Raw genomic sequence first — 18,015 nt, forward strand, 5'->3', positions numbered from 1 at the left:
TCCCGGGGTCGAAGCGGAAATCGGCATCCGCCTCCCCCTCCCTCCCTTCTGGGCGTCCACTTCTCCGGTGGTCCCCACACCAGAACTTCGAACGAAATGCGATGGGCACCGTTATGCGTGATTACAGTCGGCGAGGAATGCTCGGACTCGGGGTGGGAGCGGCGGCGGCTCTGTCCGTAGCGGGCTGTTCTCCCTCCGGTTCGTCGGCCTCCGGCAAGGTCGGAAGCGAGGACGGAAAGACGGCGAAGGGCAAGCCGATCGGCGACGGCTCGACCGCGTACACCGGCAAGCAGCCCCACCAGCCGCCCCAGCCGGAGCGGCTGAAGCCCGGCCAGAAGCCGCCCCAGTTCGTGGTCTTCTCCTGGGACGGCGCGGCCGAGGTGGGCAACGGCCTCTTCCCCCGGTTCCGCAAGCTGGCCCGCGATCACAATGCCTCGATGACCTTCTTCCTCTCCGGGCTGTATCTGCTGCCGGAATCGAAGAAGCGCCTGTACCGCCCGCCGAACAACCCCGTCGGCGCCTCCGACATCGACTACCTCACCGATGACCACATCAAGCTGACGCTGAAGAACCTGCGCGCGGCGTGGCTGGAGGGCCACGAGATAGGCACCCACTTCAACGGCCACTTCTGCGGCACCGGCAGCGGCTCGGTCGCCCACTGGACCCCCGCCCAGTGGGACTCCGAGATAGAGCAGGCCATGGACTTCGTCACCAAGTGGCGGACGAACACCGGCTTCACCGACCTCGACCCGCTGCCCTTCGACTACAGCAAGGAACTCGTCGGCGCCCGCACGCCCTGCCTGCTCGGCCAGGAGAACCTGCTGCCCACGGCGAAGAAGCGCGGCTGGCGCTACGACGCCAGCTCGCCCGGCGGCCTCCAGGTCTGGCCCACCAAGAAGCAAGGCATCTGGGACTTCCCGCTCCAGTCCATACCCTTCGGCAACCTCCCCGCCGGAGTCCTGTCCATGGACTACAACATGCTCTACAACCAGTCCCAGAACTCCACCAAGGGCCCGCCGGCCAACTACCCGCGCTGGCGCAAGCAGGCCGCCGACGCCTACATCGCCGGCTTCCAACGGGCCTACGAGACGAACCGCGCCCCCCTCTTCGTCGGCAACCACTTCGAGCAGTGGAACGGCGGCATCTACATGGACGCCGTCGAAGACGCGATCAAGCACATCGCCGACGAGAAGCACCAGGACGTCCGACTGGTCTCCTTCCGCCAGCTGTGCGACTGGCTCGACGCCCAGGACCCCAAGGTCCTCACCGACCTGCGCCAACTCGGCGTCGGACAACAGTTCACCGGACGCGGCTGACCGGTACCGAGGGCGGTCATCGGCCTGGGGGTCCCCGGCGACGACGAAGGGTTCGTCGCCGGGCCAGCCGCAGGCGTGGAACATGGTGCCGTCCGGGAGCCATACGAGGTCTTCGGTGTGCTCGGCACCACAGTGGACTTCCACCCGGCCCACGATCCGCGCGTCGGGGAATCGCTTGCGCAGCTCGATCGACCTGATGGTGCGGACCGGCAGACGGTGGTGTTACCGGCGGGCTGCCGTGTCGGAGGGTAGCTCGTTGAAACGGCCGTGGTAGTCGCCGGCGAAGCGGCCCAAGTGGGAGATGCCCCAGCGGTAGGCGATGGTGCCGACATTGTCTGTGGTGGTGAGGAGGTCCTGACGGATCCGGTCCAGCCGCAGGTTGCGTACGTAGGACATGGGTGACAGGCCGAGCCGGTCGCGGAATGCGGAGCTGAGGGTCCGCGGGGCGCAGTCGGCGGCTGTGGCGATGTCGCCGAGGGTGAGGTGCTCGGTGAGGTTGGCTTCGATGAATGCGAGAGCTGCGCGCAAGGAGCGCGGGTGGCCGGGTTGAGGACCGTCTCGCAGCTCGCCGGTGTGCGAGTGGGGCTGGGCCAGGAGCAGCGCGGTGACGATGCAGCGCAGTTGGCTGCGCTGGAGTTCGGCACGCTGGAACAGGGGGTCTCCCGAGTCCAGTTGCTCCAGGAGGGAGCGGATCAGCAGCAGTACGGCCCGGCCCTTGGGCTTGACCAGGTCGAGGGCGAAGTCGAAGCGGACGGTGGACACCGGCGGACGCCCGGTCAGTGCGGTGAATTCCTGGTCCACCAGGGCGGCGTCGATCCGAAGGCCCAGGAAGTGTGAAGGGGTGGGGCGCGCGGGGCGCAGCTCCTGGGTGTCTCCGGGGTTGACGACTCCGGCCGTGGCGGTATCGAGGGTGGTGTGCAGGCCGCCGCAGGATGCGGCGATCGCTCCGGACACACCGATGTTGACGAAGTAGGAGCTGCGTCCTCCCGCCGAGGAGACGCGTACGTCGAGCGGCGAGGCGAAGTAGCCGACGGCGAAGTCGCGCGCGGCCACCCCGCGCAGTTCGTGATCCCCCCTGCACAGGCCGTCCAGCGGCGATGTGGCGATGGAGCCGCCGAAGAGGCGGGTGGCGGCGTTCAGGAGGTCGACTGGGTGGCGAGATTTGGTGATGAGGAAATTGCGCAGCGGAGCCGGCACGTGTTCACCTCCCTGGGGCGGCCGCCACGGCGTGTGGTGCGGGCGGCGACCGGACCTGCTGTCAGTGTGTCACTGCTGCTGTTCCGCCCGGGCTTGGCCGGCGGCGGCTCTGCGTCCGCAGGTGACGCGGTCCCCCGGGGGCGTGCTCACATCGGCGGGGCCACGAACAGCCCGGGGTCGACGTCGTTGTGGGACTTGGCGGCGATGAACTCGTCCATCTCGTTGGCCGTGCCCCATTGATCCGCGTTGGCGGGCTCACGAAGGTCGTAGAGGTGGGGGTGCCAGGTGTCCTCGTCCAGGACCTCCAGCTCGGTGGTGTACTCGACGGTGTTTCCGGCCTGGTCGAGGAAGTAGCTGAAGGTGTTGTCACCGGCGCGGTGCCGCCCTGGGCCCCACAGCCGCTCGATGCCCAGGCGCCGCATCCGGCCGGTGCCGCGCATGAACTCGTCGATGCCGCGCATCTCGAAGGAGGCGTGGTGGAAGGCCGCGTGCGGCCCGCGGACGATGCCGAAGCTGTGGTGGAAGGTGTTGCACCGCAGAAACCACATGATCTCGCCGCGGCTGCCGAGGCACATGGTGTCGGAGAGGCGGAACCCCAGATGCTTGATGTACCAGGCGACCGTGGCCTCGGGGGTGGGAGAGTTCATCAGCACGTGTGACAGCCGCACGGGGATCGGCTCGCGGGCTTCAATCTTGCGGTGCTGTCGTGGTGTGACGTCGGCGGATACCTCCACCACGCGGCCCTCGTTGTCGAAGAAGCGGACTGCGTAGCCACCTCCTGGGGTGTCCAGCGGCCGCGGTTCGCTGGTCAACCGCACGCCCTGGGCGCTGAGTTGTGCGGCCAGAGTGTCGACATCGGCGGCCGTGGCGGCACCGAAGGCGACGAGGTCGGTGCGCTTGTGCGCCTCCTGGCGCAGCCGCACCACGTACTGCTCCGGCGACCCTTCGGCTGCCAGGAACGAGATGCCGGTGTCGCCTGCGGTCTCGGTCAGTCCCCACAGCTCGGTGTAGAACTTCCGCTGCTCGGCGAAGTTGGGCATGGCGACATCGATGTGCCGCAGGTGGGTGATCAGACCGTGGTTTTCCATGGTGGGCTCCCTCACGCTGCTTTGGTCAACTGATGTGCTGTGTCAGGCAGGTGGTGACGATGGTGGCGGGACGGGGCCCTCGCCCATGTGGCGGCCGGAGAACATCCGGGCCGTCTTGGCACTGTGGCCAAGGTCGGGAAGTCGCCGCAGGCATCTGACGCTCCTCGTGCGACGTGAGCTGTACGCCGTACGCAGCGGGCGGTTAGCGCGCTGTGCCCGCGGCATGGTCATGGTCATGCAGGCTCGGCCATTTGCCGGTGACAGGCATCAACCAGCGGGTACGCCTCTGCGTGGCGCTGCGCCTGCTCCAGGTCGGCGATCGCCACCGAGGTCTCCACGAGTGTCCGGCACCGCTGTGCGCGTCGGCTGACGAAGGCATCGAGCCCCGCGCCGATCGACGTGTGACGGTCGAGCTCCTGGGCCAGCACCGCCCCGTCCTCGATGGCCAGGGCCGCGCCGCTGGCCATCTGTGGTGCGGGTGCGTGCGCGGCGTCACCGATGACCACACCGGTGCCCCGGTTCCAGGCGCCGTCCAAGAACGCCGTCAGCACCGGGCGACGTACCACCGACGTGGGCCCGGTCACCAGGGAGCGGACCTCCACCATCCGGCCAGGGAAGTCCTCCAGTAACTGCCATAAACGCGGCACGAGTTGGACTTCGGGCAGGACGCTCCGCTCCACTCCGTTCTCCGTCAGGAACACATACGCCTGGCTGTCCGAGATGGGCACGAGTCCCGCCGTATTGACCTTCCCGGCGAACTGATGAATCCCGGTGGCCCACGGTGGGCGGGACACCAGAGCCCGCCAGACCATCTGCCCGTGGTACTCGACCGAGGTCTCAAGGCCCAGCAGACGCCGTACGGTCGAGCGGATCCCGTCCGCACCCACCAGCAGCGCGACCCGCCTGACCGTTCCGTCCGACATCTGCACGCGGACCTGTTCCCCCTCCTGGTCCACCGCAGCGGCGGTCAGCCCGTGGTGCACCACCACGCCGCACCGATCGGCCTGCTCGCGCAGCGTCCGGTACAGCGCGGGGCGCGCCATGCCGACCATCGCCGGCCGCTCGGCGCCGATCAGACGTGGCAGGCGGACCTCGGCCGCAAGCCCGCCGTCCACATCCACCTGCGTGATCACACTCATTCCGTAGCCCGCGACCAGACACGGGTCGGCCAGCCCCAGCTCGTCCAGTGCACGCAGCGAAGGGCCGGTCAGACACAACCCCCAGCCGGCCGTCGCTCCGGCCGGGCCGATCTCGGCGACCTCGACCTGCCACCCCCTGCGTGCCATGGCTGATGCCGCGGTGAGACCGGCCATGCCCGCGCCCACGATCAAGGCCGTCCGCGCACCGCGATAGCTCTCCATGTATGCCTCCTGAGCACTGAGTTCTCCGAAACCCTAAGAACCGCGGAGGCTTGGCCCTATCCGGATCGGGAGGCGATTATCCGCTCTCCGCAAGCGATTGATGCGGTGCCGCCGGCGGGCGCTCCTGGAGACTGCTTTTACCGCTGAGCCGAGGCGGTGCGGGGTGTGGGGTGGGGGTGGCGCGCTAACGAGCCGCACGCCGGGTGAGTGAGAAGACCCTGCAACAACGGATCGACGGCCCCGGCGGGCACCCATCCCTCAGTAAGGAGACGGGCTGCTCACTGGTCTGAACTGCTCACCCCTCAGGCGCCGTTGAAGGACGACCGGGCGCTGTCGAGGGTGGCTTCCATGCGGGCTACCTGGCCCTGGGTGAACATGAACATGGACTTGTCGTCGGTGTAGTCCATGTAGTTGACGAACATGTCGCCGTCCGGCCCATTGCTGCATGACAGCCGCGGGAAGTGCGGGGCTTGGAAGTTGGGACCGCCGGAGTTCGGGGTGTCCATGACGAGGTCGCTGCCGTTGCAGCCGTTGCCGTCGTCGCCCCAGATGTGCAGCAGGTTGAGCCAGTGGCCCACCTCGTGGGTAGTCGTGCGCCCACCGTTGAAGGGAGCGGCGGCGGTACCGGTCGTACCGAAGAACTGGTGGCCGATGACCACCCCGTCCGTCTCCGCGGGACCACCCGGGAACTGGGCATAGCCGAGTATCTCGTTGGGGTCCTTGGGGTCGAAGATGCGCGGACACACCCAGAGGTTGAGGTAGCGGTCGTCGGGCCAGGCGTCGTGGCCGCCGCTCGACGAGTGTTTGACGGCGTTGGTCCGTATGTTGAATTTCGTGGCCTGCGTCTGTGTGCGGGTGATGCCGTCGGTGGGCTGTCCTTGCGGATCGTGCGTGGCGAGGTGGAACTCGATGCGGCTGTCGGCCACGAGCGGTTTCCAGACCTCCGGAACCTTGTCGATGTCCGGATTGAGAGCCCGGTAGTCCTGGTTCAGCACGTCGATCTGGCTGGTGATCTGGCTCTCGCCGATGTTCTGTTCGGCGGTGTGGAACACCACGTGCACCACGACCGGGATGTGGGTCAAGCCGACACGTTCCGTTGCCCCGGTTCCGGTCTCGTAGGCGAAGGCCTGGTTCTCGATCTGGACGCGGTTCGCGGCGTATGCCGGGTCCTCGGCCATCAGCAGATGGTGCACCGGCATCGTGCCGCAGCCTCGGCGGGCAGGAGTAGTGGCCGCATCATTCTCGGACATGTCACACCTCCAGGTGCGCGCGGGCGAGGGCGGTGAGGACGCTGCGGGTCTTGGACGTCTGAGGCGAGGGAGGCTGGAGGCCCAGGTCGAGGAGGGTCCGTTCCAGCAGGTCCTGTGCGCTGGAGGCTTCCGCAGGATGCGCCCGGAGCGACAGCTCCAAGAGGCGCAGGTCGGGGCCGACGCTCCAGAATTCCGCGGTGAGCGGGTGGATCAGGTCGCGACGGGACGGCTTCCACTTGATGGCCTGGACCGGGCCAAGTGGCACGAGGTCGTCCAGGTCGTCGTCGGTGATCTCGACGCTCGCCAGCAGCTCTTGTTGATCCCGGGTCAGCCGGGGCCGACGCGAGTCCCCGTCCCCGTCTCCGTCTTCGGTGGTGGGCCGGTCGAAGTCGTCCTCCACCTTCAGCGAGGCTGCCCAGGCGCGATTGCGGCCGGTCCAGTCCTCCTCGATCTTGAACTCCCAGTCCTTTCCGTCACGGCTTGCCTGCCAGTCGGCCGGCAGCGCGTCCGGGACACACGGCCGCAGTTTCACGGTCAGGTCGTCCACATCGCCCTTCGCGGCCTTCCGCAGCCGGATAACAACTCCCGCCTCCGACAGGGGAAGACGGATGTCGTCACCGCCCGTCCACGGTTTGTCCCAGAAGTAAATCGTGAGGCCCTTGCCGTCGTCGGCCTCCAGCCCGAGCGTCCGGCACGCGGAATCGGCCGCCTCACCAAACATGCTGATCTTGACTTCGACATCGGCGTTCTTCAGCGCATCCGCCATATTTCCTTTATCGCATGGGGGTACCCGGCGCGCATCCTTAAAGCCCAGCCCCTGCCCGACGCCATCATCGCCGGCGCTCCCCAGCCTTTCGGAGAACCCTGTTCAAACGCCTCCCGACTCGCTACGAGTTACGTGCTGATCTGCAACAGGGGCCGTACGAACTCGCCTGCACCGTCATCTGCTTGAGGAGACTCCGCATCTCACTCCGCATCTCCTTCTCAAACGCTCGGTCAGTGGTCGGCTGCCGGGGTGTGCTCGGTGCCGCCGCACCAGATGCGGCGGATCCGCCGCGTGGCGCGGATGTCGGCGATCGGATCGCCGTCGACGAGTACGAGGTCGGCACGCAGGCCTGGCTCGACGGCCCCTCGATCGGTCAGGCCGAAGTGCCGGGCGGCAAGCGAGGTGGCGGCGCGCAGGGCGTCCACCGTGGTCAATCCTGCGTCCACGAGCAGGATGCACGACGGCGCCACCGCAGCCGCCCACATCGACCACGCGAAAACCAGCGCGCGGACCGCCCGGAAAACCGCCGAGCTCCTTCTGGCCGCCCGATGGCCGGCCTCGACCGGGGACGGGGCTGCTGCGAAGCGGGCCACCGGATGAGGCTCTGACCTCGGCTCGGGCACTGTTGCACTCCGGCTCTCCGCTTTTGACGAGGCGGTGGCGCCCGCATCGCAGGTCACCCTGGATGGCCACCCGGCCCGCGGACCCGCGGTCCGTCAGGGAGACTGCCGCGGGCCGGGCCGCCGTCATGCCGTCGTGATGCCGGGCCCAGCGGGACCAGTGCCCTGGGCGGGGATGCGGGCGTCGGCCCATCCCTGCACCGCCGGCTCTGCCAGCGAGTGGACCCACCAGTCGGCCAATGCCGTCTCCTTGTCGCTGGGACGGGGACCGACTCCGAGTACCCGCATGCCCGCGCCTGCGGCAGCTTGGATGCCGCAGTGGGAGTCCTCGACGGCCAGTGTGTCAGCGGGCTCCACCCCGCAGAGTTGGGCGGCGGTGAGGTAGACGTCCGGATGAGGTTTGGGTCTCGTGGTGTCGTTGGGTACCACAATGTGGCTGAAGCAATCCCGGAGTCCAGCCATTCCGAGACAGGACTCGACGACTTCAAGCGGGCAGTTACTGGCCACGGCCAGCGGGGCGAACTGCACGGCCGAATGCACCAATTCCGGCGCCCCGGGCATGGTGGTGGGGTCTGCGGCGACGAGTTCACGGAAGTGCTTGAGCAACGATTCCGTCATGTCCCCGGTCAGTTCCGGTCGCCCGGCCACATCGGCCATTAAACGGCCGCATTCGGTGTAGTGCAGCCCTCGCGCCTTTTCCGCGAAATCCTCCGAGGGTGCGCAGCCGTAGCTGTGCAGCACCATGTCACGGGCGTCCTCCCAGTGGCGTTCCGTGTCCATCAGCGTGCCGTCACAGTCGAAAACGACGGCTGCGGGGGTCCAGGAAAGGATGCTGTCTGCGGTCATTCGAGATTCCGTTCTGATGGGCCCGAAGGCGCCGATGCGACCGGTCGCGAGAGAGGCAGGGCAGCGTCGGTTTCACGGACGCCCGACACCGGGCTGAGGGATTCCGGCAGGGCGGCTCCCATGAAGAGGGGTTCTTCCGCTCCAGCCGGAAAATAACGATCGTTATGTTACGGACGGCGACGCAGAGAGGTCAATCAATTCGCAAATATCAATATTGTGTGCTCTACGTATAACTAAAGGTTCCGCGGGCCGTCTCTGTGCCGTCCTGGAGGATGCGGAATGCACACGTCGAGCCGTGCCGGGTGCACAGCACACGTGCGGGTGGGGTCAGTTCGGTGAACCGGGAGGCCTTCAGCCGGCCGAAAAGGGGTCGGCTCAGTCTGCCCCGACTGCAATATGAGGCGGCCTGGCGGGCGGCTTCCAACAGCACCATGCCGGGCACGTGATCGGTGGGGTGGTCGAAGAAGAACGGATGCAACGGGTCGGCCGGCGAGACCAACAGCTCGCCCTGGTCGAGAGCGAGAACCGCATCGTGCGGGTGATTCACGGTCAGCTGTGCGGTCGGCGGGCGGCACCCGCCCTCCGGACGGCGAGCCGGGACGGCACCGACCGTGCTCCTGGCACGCAGGGCGGTGAACCGCGCGCCGTCCAGGAATCGCACGCCCCCGCCACCTTGGCCAAAGGTCACCCCATACGCGGCGAAGGTGACGCTCAGCCGCAGTCCGACGGCGGACGCATCCGGCACCCGCCGTACCGCGCTGACCCGGGCCGAGCAGGTGATTTCGGTCGCTCCGGCGCGGGCCGGCAACTCGTCGGCGGGGCTGAGGTGGAAGTACAGGTCGGTGATGACCGCATGGAAGGCCGCCGGAACCGCGTAGAAGCGCAGGGGAATGTAGAGACCGAGCTGACGCAGTGTTTCCACCAGAATCAGCGGGCTGTGCCGCTGCGAGCCGTCGCGGGGGAACGTCGCATGTGCGCGTGGCCATGACGCCGCAGCCAGGAAGACGTGCGGGATGTGGGTCGGCCGTACCTCCGTAAGGAGGACCTCTGCCACCGAGGTCCGGTGCACCAGCTCCCGCTCGACGGTACGGGACCAGCTGAGCGGCTCACTCTTTCCGACGGCCCTGACCGTTGAGGTGCTCATACGACCAGGGAATACCGAAATTCGAACATGCGCACCCTTGAATTCCGGGGCGCGGGGAGCGGTAGGTTGCCTTCCGGCGGAACGAGACGACGTTTGAGGTGCACGTGCAGATCCGGGCGGAAACGACGCGCAGGTTCCTTCTTGAGGCGGCGGCAACCTTGTTCGACGAGAAAGGGTACGCCGGTACCAGCATCAGCGACATCAGTGCGCATTCCGGTCGTACCAGCGGGGCCATTTATTTCCACTACGCCAGCAAGGAGAAGCTCGCCCTCGCCATCGTCGAGGAACATTTCGCCACGTGGCCGCATTTGATCAGCCGATACCGGCAGCCGGGCCGGCCGGCCTTGGAGAAACTCGTCGGGCTGAGCTTCGAGGTGGCGCGCGCCTTTCGAGACGACATCGTCGTCCGGGCCGGAGCCCGCCTTTGGGCCGAACGCAAAGCCATCGACGCCCAGCTCCCCGCACCGTTCCTCGGCTGGATCGAAGCCGTTACACAGCTACTCGAAGAGGCCGCCCGTAACGGTGAACTCGCTGCCGGTGTGCCACCTGCCGCCACCGCCCACGGCATCGTCTGCTCCTTCTTCGGTCTGCACACCGTCTCCGACGCCCTGGAGGGACGCCGGCACATCGAGGAGCGCCTGCATGACCTGTGGACTCTGCTGCTCCGTGGCCTCCAGGCCGAGCCTGATCCTGCCGGTCTGCTCGATCGCGTGCGCTGAGCGGCGCGCGACGCCCGGTGTGTCCAGTGCGGGTTTCTGACCCCACGACGCTTCTCGCAGGCTGGAGATCAGCTCGGCTCCGCCGGCCGGGGCGAGCGCGGCTGGAGCGCCATCGCCCTCCAGCGGAGCGTCAGGTGAGGCAAGTTGACGCCATACCTCCGCTTTACTTTTCGTTTGCTCGTCTTTTACAGTTGATGATCAGTAGCGTCCAGCCCTGATCGGTGACCCCGATCAGGGTCCAAGGCACCTCCGAGGTGTTCTGCATCGGAGACGTTCCGTGCCCGGGCCCTACAGGCGGCTGGGGTTGTCCCAGCACGTCAACTGCCAAGCGGCTCTGCTTGGATGTCACCGGAGGATGCATGCCCTCTCGTATCGCTGCCGCAATCGCCACGTGCGCGCTGAGTCTCGGGGTCCTCGCCTCGAACGCAGGCGTTGCCGCGGCCGCCCCCTCGTCCCCCGCCGGGCCTGCCGGCGACGCGCCGACGTTAGAGTCGACGATCACCGCGCGTGCCGCAGCCATCGACCGGTGCAGCTACCAGATAGTCCGCTCCCATGACTCCCGCTACGCCTACTTCGTGAGCGGGGCCGTCGGCGGCGGCACGCGCGAGCTGAAGATCCAGGCGGAGGACGATGTGAGAGTCTCCGGCGACTGGCGCAAGGTCACCCAAGTCGATGCGTGCGCGGGCGAGCAGGAGCAGCGTCCCACCATGCTCCGCGTCACAGGAAAGCTGGAGAACCCGGAGCACTACGATCCGTCCGTACCGCGGACGATCCAAAGCGACGCCCTCAAGCCCGCTGCCGCCTCGGTGATTCCCAAGGCACCGGCGATGACGTCTGTCGACCGCCTCGGCGCGGACACCGTCCGCGTCACCTGGAAACCGGCCGCGGACCATCCGGACCAGGTCCTCTTGATGGAGCGAAAGCCCTTCTACAGCAGCGAGGTCGGACTGTGGCATCCCCACACGTTCCAACGCGACGTACAGGTCCGCGCCACATCGATTGACCGCAAGCTGGAGCGTGACTCCGACATCCCCCCTGCGGACCGTACGCACGCCTACTGGATCCGCGTCGTCAAGGACGGCTTCGTCAGCGATCTGCGCGCCCAGAAGCCCCTCAGCATCGAGCCATAACCCCTCGCCCGCCGCGGGGCGTTCAGCCAGATCGCCCTGCCGCGGGCCGGCTCGAAGCCCGGGCGGCGGCGACGGCTTCCACCGCACCGTGGGATTCCCGACAACATCGGTACCGGCCTCGCTGCGAACCACACGCCACGAGCAGGGGAAGCGCCGCCGCATCGCCTCCCCACGGGCCGGCTCCTGCATGGCTGGATACGGGCTACGTGACAGATTGGCCGACTTTAAAACCGCGATGTTGCCGGGGAGCCGGCGCGGGGACATGATCACTGCTCGTATCAACCTGATCACTCATCCAGGAGCCGATACGTGATACGCCCAACCGCTTTCCGCGCTCTCCCTGCCGTCGCCATCACCGCGGCCCCCGCCCGGCCCCTCGCCCAGCGAGCCCAGGCGGCCGCCCCGGCCCCCGTCGCCCCGGCGACCGCCGCTGTCGGCCATCCCGGCCAAGTCCGCCTGGTCGACACCGACTTCATGCGCTCCCATCCGCGCGTCGAGGTCGGCTACGGCGACCCCGGCCCTTCGGCCCGGGCCCGCGTCGTCCCCTCGGCGGCGACGCTGATGTAGCGAGGCGCCGGTGCCGCCCGGCCCGTGCGGCCCGCCGGCCACCAGGTCATGGCCGGCGACGACCGCACCGCCACTGCCGTCTCCCGCGCCTTTGCCGTATCCCCTTCCGCCTCGTGGCGGCGTTCCCTCCTGTCGCCGGCGCAGCGACCCAGGGCAGCGCGGCTGCGGTGCGCTGCTTACCGCACATCCCTCATTGCGTCGTTCGCTCGCATGCCCCGTTTCACGAGAATCCACAACAAGGGAGCTGCTGATTTTCATGTACAAACGCCGGAGTTTACTCGCCTTCGCCACTGTGGGTGCGGTGATATGCGCCGCCGGAGTCATGCCGTCGGTCAGCCATGCCGCCAGCCGCGGCGACGGGGAATGGGAAGGGTCCTACGCCGAAACGCACGGCCTGACGGCGGAGGATGTCAAGAACATCAACGCACTGAACAAAAGAGCTCTGACTGCGGGTCAACCCGGCAATTCTGCGGCGGAATTGCCGCCGAGCGCCAGTGCGCTCTTCCGGGCCCCCGACGCCGCCGATGACAGGGTGACCCCTCCCGCCGAGCCGCTCAACCGGATGCCTGACGCCTACCGGGCCTACGGAGGCAGGGCCACTACGGTCGTCAACAACTACATACGCAAGTGGCAGCAGGTCTACAGTCAACGCGGCGGCAACCAGCAGCAGATGACCGAAGAGCAGCGAGAACAGCTGTCCTACGGCTGCGTCGGCGTCACCTGGGTCAATACAGGCCCCTACCCGACGAACAGACTGGCGTTCGCGTTCTTCGACGAGAACAAGTACAAGAACGATCTGGAAAACAGCCGACCGCAACCCAACGAGACGCAGGCGGAGTTCGAGGGGCGCATCGCCAAGGGCAGTTTCGATGAGGGGAAGGGTTTCAAGCGGGCGCGTGAGGTGGCGTCCGTCATGAACAAGGCCCTGGACAGCGCGCACGACGAGGGGACGTACATCGACCACCTCAAGACGGAGCTCGCGAACAAAAACGACGCTCTGCTCTACGAGGACAGCCGCTCAAGCTTTTACTCGGCGCTGAGGAATACGCCGTCCTTCAAGGAAAGGGATGGAGGCAACTACGACCCATCCAAGATGAAGGCGGTGGTCTACTCGAAGCACTTCTGGAGCGGGCAGGACCCGCGGGGCTCCTCCGACAAGAGGAAGTACGGCGATCCGGATGCCTTCCGCCCCGACCAGGGCACCGGCCTGGTAGACATGTCGAGGGACAGGAACATTCCGCGCAGTCCCGCCAAACCTGGTGAAAGTTGGGTCAACTTCGACTACGGCTGGTTCGGGGCTCAGGCAGAAGCGGACGCCGACAAAACCGTATGGACCCACGCCAACCACTATCACGCGCCCAATGGCGGCATGGGCCCCATGAACGTGTACGAGAGCAAGTTCCGGAACTGGTCTGCGGGGTACGCGGACTTCGACCGCGGAGCCTACGTCATCACGTTCATACCCAAGAGCTGGAACACCGCTCCCGCCGAGGTGAAGCAGGGCTGGCCGTAACAGAGCCGGGCGGGAGGGCCGGGCCACCCGGCCCTCTCCGCCGGCCCGCCACACACCGGCGGTCGTCCCGGATGTGCTACGAAGCGCTGGGGGCGCGCTCGCCCCCAGCGCTTCGGGGAACTGGCGGCACCTGGGGAACGCGGCGCGCAGAGAATCGGCGAGGGGGACGGCGTGGTCGATATCGAGCTTGCGGGCGTCGGTGACGGTCTGAGCATCAGCCCTGCTGCCGTCCAGCCACCGGGTCAGCCCGACTTCGGCGGCTTCTGCGCGTCGAAAGCGAAGAGAGTGTTCTTGTCCGCGGCCACGATCACCGCACGCCCCGCAAGAGTCACCCGTGGGCTTGCGCCCTGCTCGCCCGTCAAACCATCGACCTGCGGATCTGTTGTCCACAGGATTTTGCCATCGTCCGGCGACAGCGCGACCACCCGGCCGGTGGCCGAGCTGAAATACCGTGCGTCGGCTCCCGCAACAGGACCCGACGCGCCCTCCACGCCAGTCTGCCGCGACCACTTCTTCCGGCCGGTCGCGGGGTCGAGGGCTGTGACGAGACCGGTCTGCCCGCTCACGTATACGGTGCCGTCCGCCATGCCGGGCGTCCCCGCGTATGTCTTGGCCAGTCGGGAGTACGTGACCTTCCGCGAGGCCGGGTCGACCCGCACCACCCCGTTGTAGCCGGCCGGATCCGTTCCCTCCATGTGTACTTGCAGGAGTATGAGCCTGCCGTTGGCGACGCCCATCGGCACGGCGGGGCCGTTGACCGCGATGGGCCTGCCCAGTGTCCCCGAGGCGCGGTCGACCGGGTACAGGGTGGGGTGGCGCACTGAAAAGGCATTCACCTCCGCATCCTTCGCGCACATCGCGACGAGCTGTGGGCCCACCGGGACGGGAGCGCACTGGGTACCCGCTGGGAATGGCGACGTCCATGTGACCTGACCGCTGTGCGCGTTGCGGGCCTCGAAGCGGGAGTTGGAAGCGTCGACCGTCACGACGTCGGTACCGACCACCAGGGCGTCCTGAGTCCGACCCGTGACGGCCGTCGACTGGGCGCCGGACGGCACGGACCACAGTTCCCGTCCGTTGTGCGCGTCGAGGGCCACCACCTCGCTCGGAGGGTCCTGCGGGGCGTCCTGGGCGGCGAAGCGGTAACCGAGCACCGTGTCGTCGGTGGCGCCCACCAGATGCATGCCGTTGACGGGGACGCCGGGGCTCTTCGCCGTCCACACCCGCGAGCCGTCCCTGGCCCTGATACGGGTCGCGACAACACTGCCGCCCCCGCAGAACAGCGCGTCGCCGTGCACGACGCAACGCAGCTCGTCGGGGATGTCCGGGCGACCGCCGGGCACGGTCTTGTGCCACGGCTCGAAGCCGTCCGGAAGTGCGGCACCCGGTGCTGCGAGGCTTTTGCCCTTGTCGCCGCCGCTGTTCCCCCCGAAGCCGTTCGCCGTCAGGGCGGCGACTCCGCCACCGATCGCTGCCACCGTGACCGCGACCGCGGCCGCGAACACGGGACGCCATCGGGGGCGCGACCGACGGCCGATGGAGGTGTCGGCGCTCCCCGTCTCGGGACCGGCCGGGGTGGTGGTCGGGGCTGCCGGTGTCGGGGTGGCTGGCGTCGGGGTGGCCGGCGTGGGGGTGGCCGACGTGGGGGTGGCTGGCGTCGGGGTGGCCGACGTGGGGGTGGCTGGCGTCGGGGTGGCCGGTGTCGGGGTGGCCGGCCGCGGGGTGGCCGGCGGCGCGAAGTGATGCGCGGTGACCATGTCGCGGGTGCGGCCCGCGCCGGCTCCCCTCGCGTCGATCTGGTCGAGGTCGGTCGGCAGGTCCCGGAGCAGTACGAGGAGTTCGTCCGCCGAGGGGCGCCCGTTGGGCTCCTTGGCCAGGCACGACTCGGCGACCGTGCGCAAGGCCACCGGCACATCCTCCAGCGACGGCTCCCCGTGCACCACCTGATACGCAACGATGTATGGGCTGTCCGCGTCGAAGGGCCCGTGGCCCGTCGCTGCGTACGCCAGCAGCGTCCCCAGCGAGAAGACATCGGACCGCGGTCCCACGTCGCGCGGCGCCTGCAACTGCTCCGGCGACATGAAGGGCGGCGTACCGATGACCCGCCCTGTAATCGTCAGCGTCTGCTGGTCCACGGCGCGCGAAATGCCGAAGTCGATGACGCGTGGGCCCTCGGGCGAGAGCACCACGTTCGAGGGCTTCAGGTCACGGTGGACGACCCCCACCCGGTGGATGTCCCGCAGCGCCTCCGCCAGCCCGATGGCGAGCCTCCGCAGCTCCGCTCCGCTCAGCGGGCCTTTCATGGCGATGCGCCGGGCGAGCGTGTGCCCCTGGATGTAGGTCGTCGCCATCCACGGCTGCTCGGCCTCAGTGGCAGCGTCGACCACGGCGGCGGTGAACGCGCCGCTCACTCGCCTTGCCGCCGCCACCTCCTGCCGGAAGCGGATGCGGAACTCGTCGTCTGCCGCGAACTGCGGGTGGATCAGTTTGATCGCGACAGGACGACCCGAACTCGTACGGGCCAGAAAGACCGTGCCCATGCCACCCGAGCCGAGTCGCGCCTCCAGCGGATAACCGCCGATCTCGGCTGGATCACCTGCGCGCAGCGACACTCTTCCCGACCTCCGGTCCCTCGTGCACCTCTGCCACCACGGGCCTGCGTACCTGTCCTGCACACAAATTAGCCGCAGGGCAGTACAGCAGAGCACAGCGGGTGACGAACAGGACTCCTGGTCACCGCCGATCCGGATCTGTGGGAGCAACTGGCCGGCCTGAAGACTCCAGCCTGGTCAGGGCTTGTGCGGACTTCGGAAGACCTCCATCGCGTTTGTGACCTGACCCTGCCGGTGTCACGCGCCGAGTGTGTACCAGCAGATGTTCATCGCCACCCAGTCCTTCGTGCTTCCCGCATTGTCGACGTCGGCGATCCATACGGAGACGTTGGAGCCTTTCGCCAGCGGGACCGACGTGTTTCCCCAGATTCCCTGCGAAGCCTGCTGGGTCTTCTTTCCCTGTGCGACGAGGTCGAAGTAGTACGTGATCCCCGGAGTGCTGACAAAGATCCGGTGCTTGCGCCCGTGCATCTCGTCGTCGGTGAACCACTGATGACTCGCGGCCTCGACCACAAGGAAGCCATCCTTGGCGGCGGTCATGGTCCATTTGTTGCCTTCGCCGGGCTTGATTGTTCCCTTCGGGTAGTTCGTCCTCGTGGGCCGCGCGCTGAACAGGGCGGTCGCGAACTGCACAGCTCCTCCGGCGACCAGAGTGCCAGCGACTGTCGCGCTGCCGCCGAGGGTGACGTTGTTGCCGGGCAGGACGTGGACGTGACTGTTGATCTTGAGGGGTGTGCCGGCGGGGCCACGGAGGTCGGCGACTCGGATGGTCTTGCCGGGCGCGACGGCGTTGACGTCGCCGTTGGCGGTGAGTGTCCCGTTGGCAGTGAGTGCGCCACCGATGGTGACGTTGTTGCCGGTCGGGACGTTGACGTGACTGCTGATCTTGAGGGGTGTGCCGGCGGGGCCACGGAGGTCGGCGACTCGGACGCTCTTGCCGACCACGACGGCGTTGACGTCGCCGTTGGCGGTGAGTGCGCCGTTGGCGGTGAGTGCACCGCCGATGGTCATGCCGCCGGTGACCGTCACGTCGGAGATTGCGCGGACAATGTTGTTGAAGAGGGTTTCACCATGGACGGTGAGGTTGCCGACGTCGAGGTCGGGTTTGCGGACGGTGACCTGGGTGGTGAGGATGCGGGTGACGGGGTTGGTGGGGTCGCTGCTGGTGGTGCCGCGCAGGTAGAAGGTGGTGTCGGATGTGACGTTGGTGATGGTGCGGGTGGTTTCGTTGGTGACGTTGAGGCTGGTGTCCCCGTAGAGCAGTTCGTATGTGGCGTTGGTGGAGCGTTTCCAGGTCAGGGTGACCTCGCCGCCGTTGTCGATGACGAGTGAATCGGCGATGAAGTCGCGCATGTAGAAGTCGGCCGGGAATTTGCCGACGTCGAATGTGGTGGAGCGGGCAGGGAAGGCGTTCCCGCTGGTGCGCGAGTATTCGGTTACGGTGACCGGTGCGGTGCCGACCTTGCGGCTGATCGGGATCTGGGACAGCTGGATGGTGAATCCGGTGTCGGGCCCGATCGTTTCGTAGCTTCCTGCCGGGGTGAAGACGAACTCGTCCGATGACTCGTTCAGTGTGCCGGTCCAGCGGTCGAGGCTGATCCGTGCGGTGGCGCTGGACAGGTTTGCGGCCAGGTCCGGTGACAACGTCCCGGCCGGCACTTTCACCTTGATCCGTTCCACATCGGCCGGGTCGCGATGGCGCCGTGAGCCGACGATGATCAGCTCACCCCTCTCCTCCGGCGTCGAGGGGTTTTCCTCGGACGCCTTGAGCGGGTCGGGGTCGGTGGTGAGGCCGTAGGACAGCAGGGGTTCACGGTCGGGGGCGTCCGTGGTGCGGGTGGGGGAGACCAGAGCCATGAGGATGCTCCTCGGGTCGAGGGGGGTGT

Annotated in this window: 14 protein-coding genes and 2 pseudogenes; 5 read left to right on the top strand and 11 right to left on the bottom strand. The window is 67.6% G+C overall.

Translation table 11 applies throughout. The features are described 5' to 3' along the window. Positions 1 to 113: 113 nt before the first annotated feature. A complete protein-coding gene (locus tag CP981_RS30925; RefSeq protein WP_208853002.1) occupies positions 114 to 1,316 on the top strand; it encodes a polysaccharide deacetylase family protein in 1,203 nt (400 codons plus the stop codon). Between the two features lie 33 nt (positions 1,317 to 1,349). Here the strand turns inward: CP981_RS30925 and CP981_RS39275 are convergent. The 9 genes and pseudogenes from CP981_RS39275 to CP981_RS30970 form a co-directional block, all read right to left on the bottom strand. Then, positions 1,350 to 1,529 (bottom strand): annotated as a pseudogene (locus CP981_RS39275) (DUF6333 family protein); the annotation flags it as partial. 9 nt (positions 1,530 to 1,538) lie between these two features. Continuing rightward, positions 1,539 to 2,513, bottom strand: a complete 975-nt coding sequence (locus CP981_RS30930; RefSeq protein WP_085928128.1) for a helix-turn-helix transcriptional regulator — start codon at positions 2,511 to 2,513, stop codon at positions 1,539 to 1,541. A 146-nt stretch (positions 2,514 to 2,659) separates the two neighbouring features. After that, positions 2,660 to 3,601, bottom strand: a complete 942-nt coding sequence (locus CP981_RS30935) for a VOC family protein (protein WP_085928129.1) — start codon at positions 3,599 to 3,601, stop codon at positions 2,660 to 2,662. 233 nt (positions 3,602 to 3,834) lie between these two features. Next, entirely contained in the window at positions 3,835 to 4,962 is a 1,128-nt protein-coding gene (locus tag CP981_RS30940) for an FAD-dependent monooxygenase (RefSeq protein ID WP_244329861.1), read from the bottom strand. 302 nt (positions 4,963 to 5,264) lie between these two features. Next, positions 5,265 to 6,212 (bottom strand): zinc metalloprotease, encoded by a 948-nt coding sequence (locus CP981_RS30945; RefSeq protein WP_208853003.1) that lies wholly within the window; start codon positions 6,210 to 6,212, stop codon positions 5,265 to 5,267. Between the two features lies 1 nt (position 6,213). Beyond that, positions 6,214 to 6,978, bottom strand: coding sequence for a hypothetical protein (locus CP981_RS30950; protein ID WP_085928131.1), 765 nt, complete (start codon positions 6,976 to 6,978; stop codon positions 6,214 to 6,216). A 230-nt stretch (positions 6,979 to 7,208) separates the two neighbouring features. After that, a pseudogene (locus CP981_RS30960) lies at positions 7,209 to 7,430 on the bottom strand (amidohydrolase family protein); the annotation flags it as partial. Between the two features lie 294 nt (positions 7,431 to 7,724). After that, positions 7,725 to 8,444 carry an HAD family hydrolase gene (locus CP981_RS30965; RefSeq protein ID WP_085928133.1) on the bottom strand — a complete coding sequence of 240 codons (720 nt, stop codon included), beginning with the start codon at positions 8,442 to 8,444 and terminating at the stop codon, positions 7,725 to 7,727. Between the two features lie 223 nt (positions 8,445 to 8,667). Beyond that, positions 8,668 to 9,588: a ScbA/BarX family gamma-butyrolactone biosynthesis protein gene (locus CP981_RS30970; protein WP_085928134.1), complete on the bottom strand. Its 921-nt coding sequence runs from the start codon at positions 9,586 to 9,588 to the stop codon at positions 8,668 to 8,670. Between the two features lie 98 nt (positions 9,589 to 9,686). Between CP981_RS30970 and CP981_RS30975 the strand changes: the two genes are divergently transcribed. From CP981_RS30975 to CP981_RS30990, 4 genes are all read left to right on the top strand, one after another. Next, a complete protein-coding gene (locus CP981_RS30975) occupies positions 9,687 to 10,307 on the top strand; it encodes a ScbR family autoregulator-binding transcription factor (RefSeq protein WP_085928135.1) in 621 nt (206 codons plus the stop codon). A gap of 359 nt (positions 10,308 to 10,666) precedes the next feature. Then, positions 10,667 to 11,437 (top strand): hypothetical protein, encoded by a 771-nt coding sequence (locus CP981_RS30980; RefSeq protein WP_143659059.1) that lies wholly within the window; start codon positions 10,667 to 10,669, stop codon positions 11,435 to 11,437. Positions 11,438 to 11,746: 309 nt separating this feature from the next. Then, positions 11,747 to 12,004, top strand: coding sequence for a hypothetical protein (locus tag CP981_RS30985; RefSeq protein WP_085928137.1), 258 nt, complete (start codon positions 11,747 to 11,749; stop codon positions 12,002 to 12,004). A gap of 256 nt (positions 12,005 to 12,260) precedes the next feature. Beyond that, positions 12,261 to 13,517 carry a protein-glutamine gamma-glutamyltransferase gene (locus CP981_RS30990; RefSeq protein ID WP_085928138.1) on the top strand — a complete coding sequence of 419 codons (1,257 nt, stop codon included), beginning with the start codon at positions 12,261 to 12,263 and terminating at the stop codon, positions 13,515 to 13,517. A gap of 242 nt (positions 13,518 to 13,759) precedes the next feature. On the opposite strand, the gene CP981_RS30995 is transcribed toward CP981_RS30990, so the two are convergent. Then, positions 13,760 to 16,129 (bottom strand): protein kinase domain-containing protein, encoded by a 2,370-nt coding sequence (locus CP981_RS30995; protein ID WP_085928139.1) that lies wholly within the window; start codon positions 16,127 to 16,129, stop codon positions 13,760 to 13,762. A 237-nt stretch (positions 16,130 to 16,366) separates the two neighbouring features. Further along, on the bottom strand, positions 16,367 to 17,986 hold the full coding sequence (locus CP981_RS31000; protein ID WP_085928140.1) for a hypothetical protein: 1,620 nt from the start codon (positions 17,984 to 17,986) through the stop codon (positions 16,367 to 16,369). Positions 17,987 to 18,015 lie beyond the last annotated feature (29 nt).

The organism is Streptomyces platensis (assembly GCF_008704855.1).
GTDB lineage: Bacteria > Actinomycetota > Actinomycetes > Streptomycetales > Streptomycetaceae > Streptomyces > Streptomyces platensis.